16 protein-coding genes and 2 tRNA genes are annotated in these 16,722 nt (G+C 37.7%); 4 read left to right on the forward strand and 14 right to left on the reverse strand.

All coding sequences use genetic code 11. The features are described 5' to 3' along the window. Positions 1–19 precede the first annotated feature (19 nt). From B3139_RS08465 to B3139_RS08485, 5 genes are all read right to left on the reverse strand, one after another. The gene (locus B3139_RS08465; RefSeq protein WP_293881840.1) at positions 20–1,453 is read right to left on the reverse strand and encodes an NAD-dependent succinate-semialdehyde dehydrogenase; all 1,434 of its coding nucleotides are present in this window, start codon (positions 1,451–1,453) and stop codon (positions 20–22) included. 75 nt (positions 1,454–1,528) lie between these two features. Beyond that, complete coding sequence (locus B3139_RS08470) at positions 1,529–1,924, reverse strand: thiol-disulfide oxidoreductase DCC family protein (RefSeq protein WP_293881842.1); 396 nt, start codon at positions 1,922–1,924, stop codon at positions 1,529–1,531. Between the two features lie 133 nt (positions 1,925–2,057). Then, on the reverse strand, positions 2,058–3,272 hold the full coding sequence (locus B3139_RS08475) for a bifunctional 3,4-dihydroxy-2-butanone-4-phosphate synthase/GTP cyclohydrolase II (RefSeq protein ID WP_293881844.1): 1,215 nt from the start codon (positions 3,270–3,272) through the stop codon (positions 2,058–2,060). A 71-nt stretch (positions 3,273–3,343) separates the two neighbouring features. Continuing rightward, positions 3,344–4,828, reverse strand: a complete 1,485-nt coding sequence (locus B3139_RS08480) for an LptF/LptG family permease (RefSeq protein ID WP_293881846.1) — start codon at positions 4,826–4,828, stop codon at positions 3,344–3,346. Positions 4,829–4,929: 101 nt separating this feature from the next. Next, entirely contained in the window at positions 4,930–5,307 is a 378-nt protein-coding gene (locus B3139_RS08485) for an START-like domain-containing protein (RefSeq protein WP_028070596.1), read from the reverse strand. A 65-nt stretch (positions 5,308–5,372) separates the two neighbouring features. On the opposite strand from B3139_RS08485, the gene B3139_RS08490 reads away from it, so the two are divergent. After that, positions 5,373–5,446, forward strand: a tRNA-Met gene (locus tag B3139_RS08490). Between the two features lie 293 nt (positions 5,447–5,739). Continuing rightward, positions 5,740–5,813, forward strand: a tRNA-Met gene (locus B3139_RS08495). A gap of 244 nt (positions 5,814–6,057) precedes the next feature. Here B3139_RS08495 and B3139_RS08500 read toward each other — a convergent pair. From B3139_RS08500 to rplM, 9 genes are all read right to left on the reverse strand, one after another. Continuing rightward, positions 6,058–7,737 carry a hypothetical protein gene (locus B3139_RS08500; RefSeq protein ID WP_293881853.1) on the reverse strand — a complete coding sequence of 560 codons (1,680 nt, stop codon included), beginning with the start codon at positions 7,735–7,737 and terminating at the stop codon, positions 6,058–6,060. A gap of 1 nt (position 7,738) precedes the next feature. Further along, on the reverse strand, positions 7,739–8,515 hold the full coding sequence (locus tag B3139_RS08505; RefSeq protein WP_293881855.1) for an ABC transporter ATP-binding protein: 777 nt from the start codon (positions 8,513–8,515) through the stop codon (positions 7,739–7,741). A 155-nt stretch (positions 8,516–8,670) separates the two neighbouring features. Beyond that, entirely contained in the window at positions 8,671–9,054 is a 384-nt protein-coding gene (locus tag B3139_RS08510; RefSeq protein WP_293881857.1) for a hypothetical protein, read from the reverse strand. A 206-nt stretch (positions 9,055–9,260) separates the two neighbouring features. Then, positions 9,261–10,082, reverse strand: coding sequence for a helix-turn-helix domain-containing protein (locus B3139_RS08515; protein ID WP_293881859.1), 822 nt, complete (start codon positions 10,080–10,082; stop codon positions 9,261–9,263). A 142-nt stretch (positions 10,083–10,224) separates the two neighbouring features. Next, a complete protein-coding gene (locus tag B3139_RS08520) occupies positions 10,225–11,088 on the reverse strand; it encodes an SDR family oxidoreductase (RefSeq protein ID WP_293882013.1) in 864 nt (287 codons plus the stop codon). 178 nt (positions 11,089–11,266) lie between these two features. Further along, positions 11,267–12,103: a translation elongation factor Ts gene (tsf, locus tag B3139_RS08525; RefSeq protein ID WP_209581459.1), complete on the reverse strand. Its 837-nt coding sequence runs from the start codon at positions 12,101–12,103 to the stop codon at positions 11,267–11,269. A gap of 194 nt (positions 12,104–12,297) precedes the next feature. After that, entirely contained in the window at positions 12,298–13,095 is a 798-nt protein-coding gene (gene rpsB, locus B3139_RS08530) for a 30S ribosomal protein S2 (RefSeq protein ID WP_075994149.1), read from the reverse strand. 18 nt (positions 13,096–13,113) lie between these two features. Next, the gene (gene rpsI / locus B3139_RS08535) at positions 13,114–13,500 is read right to left on the reverse strand and encodes a 30S ribosomal protein S9 (RefSeq protein WP_209581462.1); all 387 of its coding nucleotides are present in this window, start codon (positions 13,498–13,500) and stop codon (positions 13,114–13,116) included. Between the two features lie 11 nt (positions 13,501–13,511). Next, positions 13,512–13,955 (reverse strand): 50S ribosomal protein L13, encoded by a 444-nt coding sequence (rplM, locus tag B3139_RS08540; protein ID WP_046671993.1) that lies wholly within the window; start codon positions 13,953–13,955, stop codon positions 13,512–13,514. A gap of 234 nt (positions 13,956–14,189) precedes the next feature. Between rplM and B3139_RS08545 the strand changes: the two genes are divergently transcribed. Then, positions 14,190–15,908 (forward strand): tetratricopeptide repeat protein, encoded by a 1,719-nt coding sequence (locus B3139_RS08545; protein WP_293881871.1) that lies wholly within the window; start codon positions 14,190–14,192, stop codon positions 15,906–15,908. Further along, positions 15,898–16,701 carry a DUF4292 domain-containing protein gene (locus B3139_RS08550; RefSeq protein ID WP_209581468.1) on the forward strand — a complete coding sequence of 268 codons (804 nt, stop codon included), beginning with the start codon at positions 15,898–15,900 and terminating at the stop codon, positions 16,699–16,701. The genes B3139_RS08545 and B3139_RS08550 overlap by 11 nt, the downstream gene beginning before the upstream one ends. Positions 16,702–16,722: the final 21 nt, after the last annotated feature.

Here is a 16,722-nt window from a genome sequence, read left to right on the forward strand (position 1 = left end):
ATTTGAGACAGCTTCTTTTTTATTCTCCGCCGAAGCAGATATATTTTAATTCCATATATTCATCTAAGCCATGTTTTGATCCTTCTCGACCAACTCCTGATTGTTTTACCCCACCAAAAGGTGCGGCTGCATTTGAAATAAGACCGGTATTGACACCGACCATGCCGGCTTCAAGTTGCTCAGCTACCCGGAAACAGCGATTGATATTTGTACTATAAAAATAGGAGGCGAGACCAAATTCAGTATTGTTGGCCATCGCTATGCCATCTTCTTCTGTTTTAAAGCTGAAAAGGGCGCAGATTGGGCCAAAGGTCTCCTCCCTAAATATAAGTGCTTCTTTTGGAATGTTCGTCAGAACAGTAGGCTGGAAAAATAGGCCTTTGATTACGTTACCTCCAGCAGCCAATTCGGCACCGTGATTTAAGGCATCTTGCACATGATGTTTTACTTTTTCTAAGCCTTTTGTATTAATAAGTGGGCCGACCTGGACACCTTTATCAAGCCCATTGCCAACCTTTAGTTTACTAACGGCTTGGGTAAGTTTCATTGAAAACTCATCGTAAACATCTTCTTGAACAAGAAATCTATTAATTGATACACATGTCTGCCCGGAATTTCTAAATTTACCAGCGATAGCACCTTCTACAGCTGCATCAATATCGGCATCGTTAAAAACTAGGAATGGGGCATTACCGCCAAGCTCCATTGATACTTTTTTGATGTTCGAGGCTGATTGTTCTATAAGTGTTTTTCCTACTTCGGTAGATCCTGTGAAAGAAAGCTTTCTCACCAGATCGTTCGTCGCTAACTCTCTTCCTATTCCGCTGCTATCTCTTCCTGTAATGACATTGAGCACCCCCTTGGGAACGCCTGCCTCTTCAGCAAGTTTCGCTAGTGCGATCGCTGAAAACGGGGTCTGTGAAGCTGGTTTGAGTACCACTGTACAACCAGCGGCCAATGCAGGAGCTACTTTTCGGGTCACCATCGCTATGGGAAAATTCCAGGGTGTAATTGCCGCGACGACACCTACACCTTGTTTAATTGTCATCATCCTGCTACCTTTATTCTGGGAAGGTATCGTTTCACCATAGGCTCTTTTTCCTTCTTCTGAAAACCACGCTACAAAAGAACTACCATAATCCACTTCTACCATAGATTCACTTAGTGGTTTCCCACTTTCCAAAGTCATGATTTCTGCAAGATCGTCCTTATGCTCTTGAATAAGATTGTACCATTTACGGAGGATATCGGAACGTTCCACTACAGTTGTGTTTTTCCAGCTTTTCCACGCTTTGTCAGCAAAATCTATCGCTTTACTGCAATCGGCCACTTTCAAATCAGGTAATGAAGCGATAACTTTTCCTGTAGCAGGATTTATGACGTCAAAAGTGTGTTTTGATGTAATAAATTTCCCATTGATATAAGCACTCTCAATTAAAAGTTTATTTTTCATCGATGTAAATTTTATTGTTACAAGTATAGTTTAAACACCTCAAATTGAAATTCTGTTCAATAATTTATTTCTCGTTCAAATGAACCTCTCTCTTTCAGCTTTTGAAGGTATCTTACAAGACTCATTTTTTCCAAACCATTGATAACGGTTTTTAGCAAAATAGTCATAAAGCGCATCTCTCCATGCAATGGGTAAAATCTTCAGTAAATAACATATGGTGTAGGGAAAACCCAATTGCTTAATGATTTTGAGCACAGCTTCACTTTTGATAAAGCTGCCTTCAGGAGATAAATAAACGATTGAATCAATTTTTTTGGGAATATTTTTCAGCGTGGCCCTACTAAATTCGGACTGCAGGGAACTAAATAAGAATTTTTTCTTACGATCTATTCTTAATAGTTTTTGAACAAACCGATTACAAATCAAGCAATCCCCATCAAAAAAAATGATATGTTTTCTTTGTTGTTCCATACGCTGAAGTTACTGCTATTTATTGAGAGTACTGCCATGAAAGGATCATAAAAAAGGAAGGAATTACTATGGCGGGGGGCATATGAGTGAAAAAAGCGGCGCTTTTTGAGACACCGCTTTTTCGAAATCGTCCTTATAAATTTTTCATGATCGTATGACCCATACGATCCCGTTTGGTTTTTAGATATTCTTCGTTAAATGGATTTGCTGTTATTTCAATAGGTACATTTTCTACAATTTCAAGACCATAGCCCACCAAACCAGCACGTTTTGTAGGATTGTTTGACATGAGGCGCATTTTTGTGACCCCCAGATTTCTTAGGATCTGTGCACCTACGCCATAGTCTCTTAAATCTGCCTTAAATCCTAATTGTACATTGGCATCTACTGTGTCTAATCCATTTTCTTGCAACTTGTATGCGTGTAGTTTATTGATCAGTCCAATACCTCGTCCTTCTTGATTCATGTACACGATGACACCTTTACCTTCCTGCTGGATCATTTCCATTGCCTTGTGCAGCTGAGGGCCACAATCGCATCGGCAAGACCCAAAAATATCTCCTGTAACACAAGAACTATGCACACGAACTAAAATAGGCTCGTCTTCATTCCAGTCACCTTTGTAAAGAGCTAAATGCTGTTCGCCAGTATCTTTCTGCGTAAAAGCTTTCATTTTAAAATCACCATATTGTGTTGGCATATTAACGGTGACTTCTTCATTGATTAAAGAGTCGTGTTTAAGGCGGTACTCGATCAGATCTTCAATACTTACGATCTTTAAATCGAATTTTTTAGCAACATCCATGAGTTCGGGAAGCCTAGCCATTTCGCCGTCCTCTTTTAAAATCTCAACCAATACACCTGCAGGTTCAAATCCTGCTAATCGAGCCAGGTCAACTGTAGCCTCAGTATGACCAGTACGACGTAGCACGCCGCCATCTTTTGCTATTAAAGGGAAAATATGACCTGGTCTACCTAATTCTTCGTAGTGAATATTAGGATCAATCATTGCTTTAATTGTTTTCGAACGGTCTGACGCAGAAATTCCTGTTGTACAGCCATATCCCTGAAGGTCAATGGAAACAGTAAAGTTCGTTTCATATACCGCTGTATTCTGCCCCACCATGAGATCAAGGTGTAATGCATCTGCTCTTTCTTTCGTTATCGGAGCACATACCAAACCACGCCCGTGAGTGGCCATAAAGTTTATGATTTCAGGAGTGGCATTGCGAGCAGCAGTGACAAAGTCTCCTTCATTCTCGCGGTCTTCGTCATCCACTACGATTACTACTTTTCCTGCTTGTATATCAGCGATCGCTTCTTCGATCGTGTTTAATTTGAAATCCATTTATTGATATATTGTAATTGGTACAAAGTTAGTGTAGAATCTAAATTTATTTATAATAGCCCTGTCACAATCTAATGTGATTCTTTTAAATTATTCTTTTTTAAAAACTTTTCTTTCACCCATTTCCATGCGGCTTCTACTTTTAACTTATATTGATCAATATCAAATAAAGCGGAGTCTGTTGTCGATTTATACGTTAGAAAAGCAGCAAGTGGTGTTAAGACAATGATTGCCATCCACATCCCCACACCCGATGATATCGCGCCGTCTTTAGCCGTTTTTTCAGCTACCGTAGAAATAATATGATAAATCAGAAAGAATATAATGGCCATAACTACAGGAAGACCAAGCCCTCCCTTTCTGATAATGGCCCCAAGCGGAGCTCCGATGGCAAACAACAAAAGACAGGAGACAGCAAGGGTAAACTTGCGATGCCACTCAATGCGATAGCGGATATCTTTCGATTTATAATCTTTAAACTCAAGCGTACGGCCATTCAGATCTTCCTTCAGATAATTCAACTGGTTTAGTGCATTCATAGTAACCTGTGAACGTTGTTCTTGAGGTACAAGATCGGTAATCAGATTTTTAAAAGGCTTGATTTTAGCTTCTTTGACCTTGGGCTGTCCAGGTTGATTGGCACTAAAATATTTCGAGTAGATATTATATCGCGTATCTAATGTCCGGGAAATTGCTTTTCCCATACTATCTAACTTAATATGATTCGAGTCGATATACATGTCCAACTGTTTCAAATTTAACATGGCATGGTGGCTCTTGAAGAGGTTTTCATCTGTTTTACCCTGTTGAAAGCTTCCCATATCAAACTTTTGCTCAGTTTCTTTGAATTTAAATCGCGTAAATTGCTGACGTGGATCGTAGGTTTTGGAGTTTTTAGTTCGGGCCTCCTCGTAACGTATACCATCCTTAAGTTTAAGAATCATATAATTGTTGTCGGGAGAATTGTAGATATAGCCTTCTTTTGCCATAAGTACATTATTGGCCGTATTGCCACCGCGGTGATCGTAGATCATCAAGTCGTAGAGAATTGTTCCCGCTTTGTTTTTTCCTCGGGCGCGGATGGAGTAGCCTGGGATCGTATTGTTAAATATTCCGGGTTTAATAAGGAAATCGGCCTTTTTATTACGTACATCTGTAAGTAATGTCCCCATTTTCAGATTAACTACAGGAAGGATATAGTCGGAGAAAAGAAAAGAACTTGTTGCGAAAATTGCGACGAGTACGAATAGCGGAGTCATCGCTTTGCGCAAAGATACGCCGGCAGCCTTAATTGCAACCAATTCATAGCTTTCACCCAGATTTCCAAATGTCATAATGGAGGAGAGTAACATGGATAAGGGCATTGCCATTTGAATTTGAACAACGCATTGATAGCCAATTAACTCCATGATTGTGTACCATTCGAAGCCTTTTCCAATCAAATCATCTATATACTTGAATAGAAAAAGCATCAATAGCACAAACATCACAATAAAAAATGTGACAATAAATGGTTTTATGAAAGCTTGAAGAATAAGTAAATGAACTTTTTTCATCCGTGACGCTAAGCAAATTGATGCCTTTGCATTAAGGCATCTCTACACCAAAGAACTCCCCTAGGAGTTCTTGGTGGATTATATTGCAAAGATAGGCTTTTTTATGCACCTATAACACTCTGAAGGTAGACTATTGAATTTTTCCAAATTAATTTTCTGTTTTCAAGATCTTCTTCTTTAGCGAAATCAGTTATTTTAAGAGCAACATCATTTGTTAGTTCATCTTGGTCGATCTCCAGATCGAAATAATAGGGATCATCATCGAGCCATTTAAAGCGTACGGATTTATTTTCTTTCGATGCTACAATTTTTGCTCGGTGTGGTTCATCATCCCAAATGAAAGTATAAACGGTGTCTTTATAGTTTACATCATCTGCAAACCATTGTGCCAATTCGTTTGGTTCTTGCAAATACGGAAATAAAATTCTAGGTGAAGAGTTGATGATATATTCTAGTTGGAATTTTATTTTATCTGCCATATAAATGTTTTTTTAAATATTAGTTTGTTTAAATCAAAAATAAGCTATATTTGCATTCCCAAAATGGCGGGGTAGCTCAGATGGTTAGAGCGTTGGATTCATAACCCAAAGGTCGGCAGTTCGATTCTGCTCCCCGCTACAAATCTCTTCCAAAATTGCTTTTTATTGCATAAACTTATTATTTGTAATAATACATATTTATTTTGTTATTGCAAGTTTTTTTATGAAAAGTTGAGTCCTTATTTTGATAAATATTACGTTTTTAATACGATCAAATTTTTAAAAGTTATGTGCTTTTTTTAGATAATAAATTTACTTGGTTAAAAATGAGTTTGTTGCGCTTAATAGACGGTTTTAATACTAGATAATTGGTAAAAAAATAAAAAAATCTTTTGAATTGACACATGAAGTGGTATATTTGCATACCGAAACGGCGGGGTAGCTCAGATGGTTAGAGCGTTGGATTCATAACCCAAAGGTCGGCAGTTCGATTCTGCTCCCCGCTACTAAAAGCATCAATCTCTTTAGGTTGATGCTTTTTTTATGTAAAATATCTTGTTTTACAAAATACCTTATTTTGGTGGCTAGAGGAAAGTATAGCCCTTTTATTGCCTTATGGAGAATAGTTATTTTTTTACCCCCTCTGAATACTGCTTGCCTCTTTAGATATTCGGCTAAAGAGATTAAGCGTTTTTAGCAAAATGCCTGTTCAAATGTTATTCGTTGGTGGTAGACAATCTGTATGTTTCATCAATTGTCGTCATAAGCAAGGCTTTTCCAATCTTCTTTCTGTAAATACTTTAACATCAAAAAGAATATGATCCATCCGAGTCCGGCTAAGATCCAAATTAGCGTTTCGAAGTGAAAGATTGTTTTATGTAAGAAGCCCAATATCCCCAAAAGGCCTAAGATGAATAAATTGGTTATTGCTTTAGAATTGGATTGGTTTGCTTTTGAAAACGGGTAGCTTTTGACCATAAAAAGCATAATCAAAATACTTTCAATGCCGCCAACTGCAGAAGATAATAGTAGATCATTAATTGAATTGAGACCAAATAGGGGTATACAGATACATAAAAACACGACGTTGAAAGGTAAAACATACTTAATGAGACAAGCCTTAAGAACGCCGGTCATCAACTGTCCCGGCTTGTGTATGGGAGCGGTATGATAGATCCAAGCTGCTTTATACTTGTTGCTTTGAGTAATAAGCTGGAAAACGGTTAAAATAGTGAGTAATGATAGATAGAACATAATGATATACAGGCCTGAATCCCGAATTTTTAATATCTTGTCTGCCATTGGGAGCTCTTCTCCAGTACGTATAAATAAAAAAGTAAAGTAAATAGGCAAATAAGCCAACGAAGGGTAGAGCTGTTGTTTAAATTCTCTTGTTTTAGCACTTATCAGCCATACAATGCCAAATCCTGCCTCTTCAACTGCGGATGAACATACTTTCGCGGATATCCATTTATAAACAGGCAGTTTAGATCCATGATTCTGCTTCAAAGGTAAATTTTCATTGGGGAAGCTGTCTGCGCTTGCCAATGCAGCTATTTTTGCATTAAATCCACGTGAAAATAACTTGATACAGGCATAGACACCTGCAAGGGGAGTGAGTGCCCCCAATATGGATAGCATGATAATGGGTAAATTTTGGTCTCCAAAGATTAAGGGTTGAAAAGATGCAATCCATGTACTCGGAAATATCCAAAGAAATCGGAGCTGTTCCATCGTCAAATGAGATTCTACAATAGATTGAATCAGATTTGGACCAACATAATAGGACAGGAAAAGAACCAGTGAGAGGCCTATCTGTATATAAGTAATAACATCTTTAAACTTTTGGATGGGCAGGTATTTAATACAGATCAGGTAAAATCCGTTGACACCGATGAGAGCGATTAAGGTGCTGAACATAAGCTGTAAACATAGAACAAGGACTGAAGTAATATCCCAATTAAACAATACATAAACAAGTACTGGTGCGGTTAGTGCAATTATTTGGTTAAACAGCTTTATTGCAATAAAAGTTATTCGCGCAATCGATAGGGTCCTGTCGTTAACTGGACGCGGCATAATGATATACTGGTCCCGGGTATCTAATAATATAGGTGAAAAATCAGTAACCAATGTAATACTAAGCATACTGATAAAGGTGAGCAGCATGATAGAAACAGCTAAATATCTATCTGGAATCGACAAAAGTATGGCCATGAATACCAAGCCAATAATCAGGTATAACACAAATTGTAAAATCGAAGACGATGAGGACGATTTCTCCGTTCTACGTCTCCGAAAACTAATAGGTTTTCGGTTTTCTAAAATGATTTTTGTTTGTAAGATGATCTTAAACTGTTCAAAATTAATACCTAAGCTTTTCCAAACCCCAGGAAACAGAAGAATAAACTTGAAGATGAGTTTTTCCATGTTATTGAATTGCTCTAATGATATTGGAGACATCCAATGTATTGCTGCCACTATTTGTTAATTTTGCAAATATATGCTCCAAAGATTCGTTAGCTTCTGTCTTTAGCTCCTCAATAGTACCATCCGCAATAATGCTCCCCTGGTTTATAAGTAAAATTCGATCGGATACTTTTTCGACAACATCCATCATATGGGAGCAGTAGAAAATTGTTTTTCCTTCTTTTGCAAGCAAGGAAATAAGCTCCTTAACAAAAATAACAGCATTGGCATCAAGTCCAGATAAGGGTTCATCCAGAACAATAATTTGAGGGTTGTGAATAATTCCTGAAATCAGTAGTACTTTTTGACGCATTCCTTTTGAGAAGGTGTCCATTCTATTATTTGCATTTGATTCAAGACCAAAAGCAGTCAATAACTTTAAGGAACGCTCCAGAATAATATTATTTTCCATTCCATAGAGTTTACCCACAAAATCTAAATATTCAATTGGAGTCAGTACTTCATATAATTCAGCATTCTCGGGAACATATCCTAACAATGTTTTCACGGCCAATGGATCTTCTTGAATGTTGATACCATTAATTTCTACAGTGCCTGTGAAATCTTCAATTAGTCCTGTCAATATTTTAACGGTGGTGGATTTGCCTGCCCCATTTGGGCCAATATATCCGATAACTTGGCCTGGGAATATGTCGAGGTTGATTCCTTTCAAAATTTCCTTGGTTCCGTACGATTTTTTAAGGTCAACGATCCGGATGAGCGGTAATATACTTTGCATATGATAACAATCTTCAAAGTAAACTTACGTAAAAATTGGGAGTTATGATTACTGTTGAGATCGGTATAGACTGTATTTTTTAAATAAAAGATTCTTATTTCAAAAAATAGAAAAAGGGACCTTTTGGTCCCTTACAATGGTTTTATTTTCGGAAACTATCTGTCATTTTTAGGATATCCTTCTTCATCAAGATCATCTCTCAAATCTTCTTCATTCTCTGCTAATTTCTTGTCTAAAGGAGATAACCGTTCATGATCAAAAGTCTCAATTCGCATGTTCGCCTGATCCAAATCTTCACCCTGGAGTTCATCTTTCGAAGCATATTCATCTCCCACAAATGGGTTTGAATTGTCATAGGTTGAATCATCATCAACAGCACCCTCTGCAATAGTATCGTAATCAGCTGGGTGAGCATAATCTGGATCGTTACCGTCGACATCCATTTCATAACTGTCAAGCTCTTTGTTAAAAGTAAGGTCCTGATCTTTATCTGGATAGTCTTCTTCAACTTTCCCGTTTCTATATTCTTTTTTTGACATAATTCTGCTAATTTTTATTCATCATTAAAACAGTTCACATAAAAAAAAGTTTGGATTTTACTAGACAAAGTAGGGCTCAAGCGCTATTGAAATACCAAAAAGATAAAATTTCATTTTAAAAAGGGCAGAACATGTTAGTTTTAGGAGAAGCCATTCAGCTTTGTCTAAATTATAGTGTCCATGGTAGAATTCAGCTCGACAACTAATCAGGCGCTATTTTTAGCTCTTTTATAAGAGCTTGGTGTAATATTTCGTTTCTTCTTATAAAAATTAGTCAAGTGACTCTCATCGTTAAATCCAAGTTCTTCTACAATTTGTTTCATGCTATATGTATTGGAAGCTAACCTATCTTCAATAAGTTTAATACGAATATCATCGATATATGTTTTATAACTCACAGCATATCGCTTTTTAAAAAATGCACCAAAATAATTAGCGGAAATTTGAAACTGATCGGCAATCGATTTAATTTGTAATTTGTCGGGAAAATAAATGTTTTGATGAATATATTGCTCGATCTCTTGAGACATTTCATAAGATGCATGAATAGGCAGGCCCAGGTCCTTTACAATATTTTCCACTAAGGCGAAAAGAGACATAATTTGGTGGAATATGAAAATAGAAGTCGTTGCGTCCTCACGGTCATATTGATGTATCAGTTCGAATACCTGCTCTGTCAATTTTTTATTTTCTTTCTTAAGGGATAGGCTCCTATTTAAAAATGTCTTCGAATTGAAAATATCCACCGGGCTGAAAGAAAGTCTGAAATTTTGCTGTATAAAATGAAGATCTTTAAAATAGGAACCGGAAAAATAAAGGACAAATACTATTGCATCTTTCTTAGTGTCAAGTGTTTCAAAGGTCTTATTCAAAAAGAGTAAGTTTCCTTTTGAAAATTTCAACTTATTTTCTTTAGAAAGGATCGATCCCTCCAATATATATACTAAAGCAAAATCAAAGCCTGTTTTATTTAGTTCTATTTTTTGTTTCTGCTTGATTTTTTGAGAAGCGAAAGATAAATTCGTCATATGTACGATTCTATTGAATAAATACCAACTACAAACCTAAGAAAAATAGAATAAACACTTAATTTTTCCTCTTGTTGTAATGGAACAATTATGGATTTACATTCATGATAAAATATAAATAATTTTTGATTCCAATGAATTGTTAGGTGCTTTTTGCATTCCTAGTCATTTTTTCAATATTATCCCACTGGTCCTGCGGAATAACATCCAAACCATTAAATTCGCCGGCTCCTTTAAGCCACTCTCCACCATCTATAGTGATGACATCACCGTTGATATAACTTGCATAGTCAGATACTAAATAAGCAGCGAGGTTAGCAAGTTCCTGTAGTTCACCCAGGCGACCCAAAGGGATACGTTTGGTTGGGGAGAGAAGTTCGCCTAATTCTCCAGGCAACAAGCGTTCCATGGCTCCGGAGGTTTGAAATGGACCTGGTGCTATAGCGTTTAGTCGTATCCCTTTTTTCCCCCATTCCACAGCCAACGAACGGGTTAGCGCTAGAACTCCAGCCTTGGCTGTTGCAGATGGTACGACATATCCAGATCCCGTCCACGCATAGGTTGTGACAATACTGAGCACAGCTTTATTTCGTTCATTTTGCGCGATCCACCTTTTTCCTAGCGCGAGGGTATAATTTATACTCCCTTGAAGGACAATTCCAATGACAGATTCAAAGGCTCTATGGCTTAAACGTTCAGTAGGGGAGATAAAATTTCCAGCGGCATTATTTATGAGAATATCTATTCCACCGAAATGTTCATATCCAAATGAAACGACGTGTTCAACATCATCATAATTGCGAACGTCCCCCGCCACAGCAAGACATTTAGCCTGATGTTTTTCTGATAATTCTTTTGCTGTCTGTTGTATAATATCATCTTTGCGACTTGTAATCAAGCAAGAGGCCCCAAGCTCGAGAAAGTAATCTGTCATTGCTTTGCCTAGCCCCGTACCACCACCAGTGATCAGAATTCGTTTTCCTTTTAGTGCGTTTTCTGTTAACATGCCCATATATCGTCCAGTTTTATGTATCCTTAAGTTACATAAAATTTGATATAAAATAAAAGGGCGGGGCGGGGAAGATTGTATAGTGAGGAAAAAAGATCTAACTAAAACAGGAGCTATTCATTGAATAGCTCCTGTTTTAGTTAGATCCATTTCTACTAATAGAATGGAGGTAGGCTTACGCGCCTAGTTGTACGCGTTTGAAAGCAGTAACAGTCAATCCTTTAGAAACTGAATCTAAGAATTGCGCAATATTTTTAGAAGAATCTTTTACGAACTCTTGGTTTAACAAGGTTGTATCTTTGAAGAATTTGTTCAATTTACCTTGAGCAATTTTTTCAGCCATTTCAGCTGGTTTTCCTTCAGCGATGATTTGCTCTTTTGCAATAGCAATTTCACGCTCAATTGTGTTTTGATCGACACCATCTTTATCAATTGCAATAGGGTTCATTGCAGCAATTTGCATTGCAACATCTTTACCAGCTTCTTCAGCACCAGCAGCGTCAGCAGAAAGCCCTACCAATACACCTAAACGGTAGTTACCGTGAATATAAGCGATAACTTTTTCAGCAGTGATAGTTTCGTATTTAGAAACGTCGATTTTCTCACCAATTACACCAGTTTGCTCGATTAAAGAATCAGCGATATTTTTGCCATCAAGTTCCAAACCTTTTAATTCTTCCAAAGAAGCAGGCTTATGGTTTAATGCAATATCTGCAATTTTTTCAGCGAAGGCTACGAAGTCTGCGTTTTTAGCTACGAAGTCAGTTTCACAGTTAACTTCAACTACAATACCTGATTTGCCATCAGCAGTAGCTTTAGCGATGATAACACCTTCGTTAGAGTCGCGATCCTGACGGCTAGCAGCTACTTTAGCGCCTTTTTTACGCAAGTAATCTACAGCAGCTTCGAAGTCACCATTAGACTCAACCAAAGCTTTTTTACAATCCATCATACCAGCGCCAGTTTGTTGACGCAATTTGTTTACATCTGATGCAGAAATTTGTACTGACATGTTTATTTCTTTTTATTATTATTTACGACTGAAATTTGTACAATATTAACTTAAAAAAGGTTAAGCTAATATGAAGTTTAACATTCCTTGCTAAACGGGTTCTGTTAAACAAAAAACCGGACAGATAGGCTAGTTCAAGAAAAGTAAACTTTTCCAGAAACTAACGCTACGCCATCCGGTTTGGAATAAAAATATTATTCTCCGTCTTTCGCTTTGCGAGGACGTTTAGCTTCTGAAGCTTCACCATTATCAGCTTTTGCTTTAGCAGCAGCAGCATCTTTTTCAGCTTCTTCTTCTTTGTCGCGTTTGCGCTCGTCCAAACCTTCTTGGATTGCTTGACCAATGATACCTGCGATTAAGCTAATAGATTTGCTAGCGTCATCATTTGCAGGGATTGGGAAATCAATGTTTGAAGGATCAGAGTTTGTATCTACCATTGCAAAAGTAGGGATGTTTAATTTCATTGCTTCAGAAACAGCGATGTGTTCTTTTTTCACATCGATGATGAATAAAGCAGCTGGCAAACGGTTCAAATCAGCGATACCTCCTAAAAGATTTTCTAATTTGATACGCTCACGTTGAATCATCAACTTCTCTTTTTTAGACAATACATCGTAAGTACCGTCTTTTTGCATTTTGTCAATGTTAGACATTTTTTTGATAGACTTACGAACTGTAGCGAAGTTTGTAAGCATACCACCTAACCAACGCTCAGTCACGAAAGGCATGTTGACCTCTTTAGCTTGTTGTGCGATGATCTCTTTTGCTTGTTTTTTCGTAGCTACGAATAAAACTTTGCGACCTGATTTTACGATTTGTTTGATAGCTGATGCAGCTTCTTCTAACTTCGTAAGTGTTTTGTTCAAGTCAATGATGTGGATACCGTTGCGCTCCATGAAAATGTACTTAGCCATTTTCGGATCCCATTTACGTGTAAGGTGACCAAAGTGCACACCTGCATCCAATAAATCTTGATAAGTAGTTCTTGCCATTTTTTGATCCTCCTTTGATTAACGTTTACTGAATTGGAATCTTCTACGAGCTTTACGACGTCCTGGTTTCTTACGCTCAACCATACGGTCGTCACGCGTTACTAAACCTTTAGCACGTAATGCAGGTTTAACTTCTGGGTTAAGTTCAACCAATGCTTTTGCGATCGCTAAGCGAACAGCTTCTGCTTGACCTTTAACACCACCTCCGTTAACGTTTACTTTTACATCAAAGTTTGCTAATTCACCAGCTACGTTCAAAGATTGAGTAGCGATGTATTGCAAAGGTAATGTTGGGAAATACTCTTTGTGGTCTTTACCGTTTATGATTATGTTTCCGCTACCAGCAGTTAAGTAAATGCGGGCAACAGCAGTTTTTCTTCTTCCTGAAGTATTAGTTGTTGACATGTCGATTCTCCTTAAAATTTAACTGGTTTTGGATTTTGTGCTTCATGCTTGTGCTCAGTACCAGCATAAACGTAAAGGTTCTTAAACAATTGACGACCTAAACGGTTTTTAGGAAGCATACCACGAACAGCTTTTTCAATGATGCGCTCAGGGAATTTAGCCATTAACTCTTTAGGAGAAACGAAACGCTGACCACCTGGATATCCAGTGTAGCGTACGTAAACTTTGTCGCCTAATTTGTTTCCTGTCAATTTGATTTTGTCTGCATTGATAACAATCACGTTATCTCCACAGTCTACGTGTGGGGTGAATGTAGGCTTGTGCTTACCACGAATTACTTTCGCGATGTTGCTCGCCAAACGCCCCAAAATCTCTCCTTCAGCGTCAACAACGATCCACTCTTTGTTAACGGTGTTCTTGTTGGCAGAGACAGTTTTGTAACTTAACGTATTCACTTGCTTTTGTTTAAATAATTTATTAAAAAATTTTTCTTCCCCTTATCTCAAGGGTCTGCAAAGGTACATCTAATATTCTATATTTTAAAATCTATTTTGCTTATTTTGCTGAAAACGAGTCGAATTTGCCACACTCCCCCCTAATCTCAATATTTTTACAACTACCTCGAATGAATATTGTTACATTAGTTAGTATATTGCAGGAACAAATTTTTAATTATTTAGCGGAAGTAGATGAGATTTAATTTTTTGAATAAACGATTTTTAAGTTTTATTGGCGTGTTCCTTTTGGTAGTGAATTCATTGCACGCGCAATCACAAGATAGGAAAACAAAACCATATGATACCCGATTTAAAAATGTGCAAGAGATATTGAAGCAAGGCAAAATTGGACCAGGTATGGATTCTCTTGACGCTATCATCGCAGACTTTCCGCAGGCAGACGATATCTATTTCACTAAAGCGATTCTTCTTGCTCAGATGAGAAATCAGGATGGAGCGATTCAAGCCATTAAGCAAGCGCTGGATATCCAGTCTAAGCCAGAATATCTGAGTTTCGCAGTCGACGCGTTTAAAAGTAAAAATGATGCTGACAGTGCATTGATTTATCTCGATAAGCTGATTGATCAGGATGATAATAACACCGCGTCACTTAAACGCGAACGCATCATGCTTCTTTTTAATGGCGGATATAAAGATGTGGCCTTAGAGTATTTTTATAAAACCAAAGAAATTGCAGGTGCTTCCGATACGTTGGATATGGTCGGTAGTGTGTTGTTGAATGATGCTGGCAATTATAAAAGTGTCATTGAGCTTTTGAAGCCCTGGGCGGATAAAGGGACTTCTTTAGCCCAGGTGTATGGTCAGCTGGCACAAGCTTATAATCTTTCCAAAAACTCGAAGCTAGCACTTGAATATATCAATAAGGGAATTCTCAACACAAAAGAAGACTTTCTTTATTTTGATTTAGCTGATCTATACCGATTTGATAAAAAGTTCAAGTTATCCTTTGATGCACTCAAACAAGGGTTTCAATCTAAAAAGATAGACTTTGCAGACAAAAATCGAATCATAATGACCTTATTGAATCCAAAGGGGCCTTATACACCGGATCAGCTGCTGGAGTTAGCTAATATCTTGGTGGAGGTTCATCCACGGATTGCTGAAAGCCATATGGCAAAGGGGCAGGTACTATGGCTAAAAGATGATAAAACTGCTGCGCAAAGCTCTTTGGCAGTAGCGGTTAGTATGAACCCTTATCAGATCGATGCCTGGCGAATGTTAATGAGCTTGGATATGGATAAAGGTGAATTCGATCAGGCAATCGCTCATGGCGGAGAAGCTTTGCATTATGTGCCTAATAACGCTACAATACTCTATTTTACCAGTATGGCTTATCTGATGAAGAAGGATATGGAAAATAGTCGGAAGTTTATGGAGGCAGCACTCAATAATGCACAGGAGGAATCTCCATTCTTACAAGCAAATATCTATGGCGGCTTGGGTGATATTTATAACTCGCTTAAAATGTATAAAGCCTCCGACGCAGCTTACATGGAAGCCATCCGACTTGATAGTACAAATGTGACAGCAATGAACAATTTAGCCTACTATTTGTCGTTAAGAAAGGAGCGACTTGATGAGGCTACGAAATACGCTGCTAAGGCAACAGATTTGCAACCTAATAATGGTACGTTTGAGGATACTTATGCTTGGGTACTATTTGCCGATGGAAAATATGACGAAGCATTGGTTTGGATTCAAAAGGCATTAAAAAATACTAATCCACAAACTTCGGTGTTGCTGGAGCATTATGGTGATATTCTGTTTAAGTTAGGGAAAACAAACGATGCTGTTAAACAATGGACTTTGGCTTTGGAAAAAGGAGTGGATTCGGATGATAATAAGCTGAAATTGAAAAAGAAGATTGACACAAAAAGTTATGTGGAATAAAATTGTTTGGGCTTGTGCTGTAGTGATGTTGCTCTCTTCCTGTAGTTCGAAGAAGAGGATGCTGAAAGAAGCTGAGCTGAGGGCTCAAAACGAATTGATTATAAAGGATAATACCAGAGAGGCAAAGAAAAATAGTTTACGCAATCTTTTTTTGACCAATTTGAATTATTCGACTTTTTCGGGAAAAGCTAAAATGAGGCTTGATATGGGAAAGGACAGTTATGACGTCAATTCGACTATTAGAATAGAAAAGGACAAGCGAATCTGGATTTCCATTTCTGCTACATTGGGTATCGAAGTGGCGCGTGTTCTAATAACTCCAGACAGTGTTCAGATCCTCAATAAGTTCCAAAGTGAATATATGGTTAAGCCTTTTGACTATCTATACCGTTTCGCTAGTTCCGATCTGACCTTTGGAAACTTACAAGACTTATTGCTGGCCAACCTATCTGTGGATCTCCTGTCTGATATTGATCAGGTAAACTTTAAGCAGGATTCAATGTCCGTTCAGTTGGACGGTAAACTCAATGAGTTGGATTTTTTGTATAGGTTGAATAATAACAATAGGCCTTATCAATTTAGATTAGCCCAGCTTTCAAAGAAACAATTATTGGAAGCTAACTATGGCGAATATGCTATGGCTTCGGGACAGGAATTTCCGATGCTTTTAAAAATGATAATTTCTGATGGCCGCCAAGAAATTAAGACAGAAATTAATTTTAACAAAGTTACTTTTAATGAACCTGTCGAAATGCCTTTTTCAGTATCGTCGCGATATAAGGTAATCCGATGACAGGATGTCTATATGATTTAG

Source organism: Sphingobacterium sp. UBA1498, from assembly GCF_002325125.1.
GTDB lineage: Bacteria > Bacteroidota > Bacteroidia > Sphingobacteriales > Sphingobacteriaceae > Sphingobacterium.

Excerpts from the sequence above, each read along its gene's own strand:
- rpsB (WP_075994149.1), bottom strand. The coding sequence starts at position 13,095 with ATGGCAAGAACTACTTATCAAGATTTATTGGATGCAGGTGTGCACTTT.
- B3139_RS08465 (WP_293881840.1), bottom strand. The coding sequence starts at position 1,453 with ATGAAAAATAAACTTTTAATTGAGAGTGCTTATATCAATGGGAAATTT.
- rpsI (WP_209581462.1), bottom strand. The coding sequence starts at position 13,500 with ATGTCAACAACTAATACTTCAGGAAGAAGAAAAACTGCTGTTGCCCGC.
- B3139_RS08470 (WP_293881842.1), bottom strand. The coding sequence starts at position 1,924 with ATGGAACAACAAAGAAAACATATCATTTTTTTTGATGGGGATTGCTTG.
- B3139_RS08475 (WP_293881844.1), bottom strand. The coding sequence starts at position 3,272 with ATGGATTTCAAATTAAACACGATCGAAGAAGCGATCGCTGATATACAA.
- B3139_RS08520 (WP_293882013.1), bottom strand. The coding sequence starts at position 11,088 with ATGTTAACAGAAAACGCACTAAAAGGAAAACGAATTCTGATCACTGGT.
- B3139_RS08500 (WP_293881853.1), bottom strand. The coding sequence starts at position 7,737 with ATGGAAAAACTCATCTTCAAGTTTATTCTTCTGTTTCCTGGGGTTTGG.
- B3139_RS08510 (WP_293881857.1), bottom strand. The coding sequence starts at position 9,054 with ATGTCAAAAAAAGAATATAGAAACGGGAAAGTTGAAGAAGACTATCCA.
- B3139_RS08545 (WP_293881871.1), top strand. The coding sequence starts at position 14,190 with ATGAGATTTAATTTTTTGAATAAACGATTTTTAAGTTTTATTGGCGTG.
- B3139_RS08505 (WP_293881855.1), bottom strand. The coding sequence starts at position 8,515 with ATGCAAAGTATATTACCGCTCATCCGGATCGTTGACCTTAAAAAATCG.
- tsf (WP_209581459.1), bottom strand. The coding sequence starts at position 12,103 with ATGTCAGTACAAATTTCTGCATCAGATGTAAACAAATTGCGTCAACAA.
- B3139_RS08485 (WP_028070596.1), bottom strand. The coding sequence starts at position 5,307 with ATGGCAGATAAAATAAAATTCCAACTAGAATATATCATCAACTCTTCA.
- B3139_RS08515 (WP_293881859.1), bottom strand. The coding sequence starts at position 10,082 with ATGACGAATTTATCTTTCGCTTCTCAAAAAATCAAGCAGAAACAAAAA.
- B3139_RS08480 (WP_293881846.1), bottom strand. The coding sequence starts at position 4,828 with ATGAAAAAAGTTCATTTACTTATTCTTCAAGCTTTCATAAAACCATTT.
- B3139_RS08550 (WP_209581468.1), top strand. The coding sequence starts at position 15,898 with ATGTGGAATAAAATTGTTTGGGCTTGTGCTGTAGTGATGTTGCTCTCT.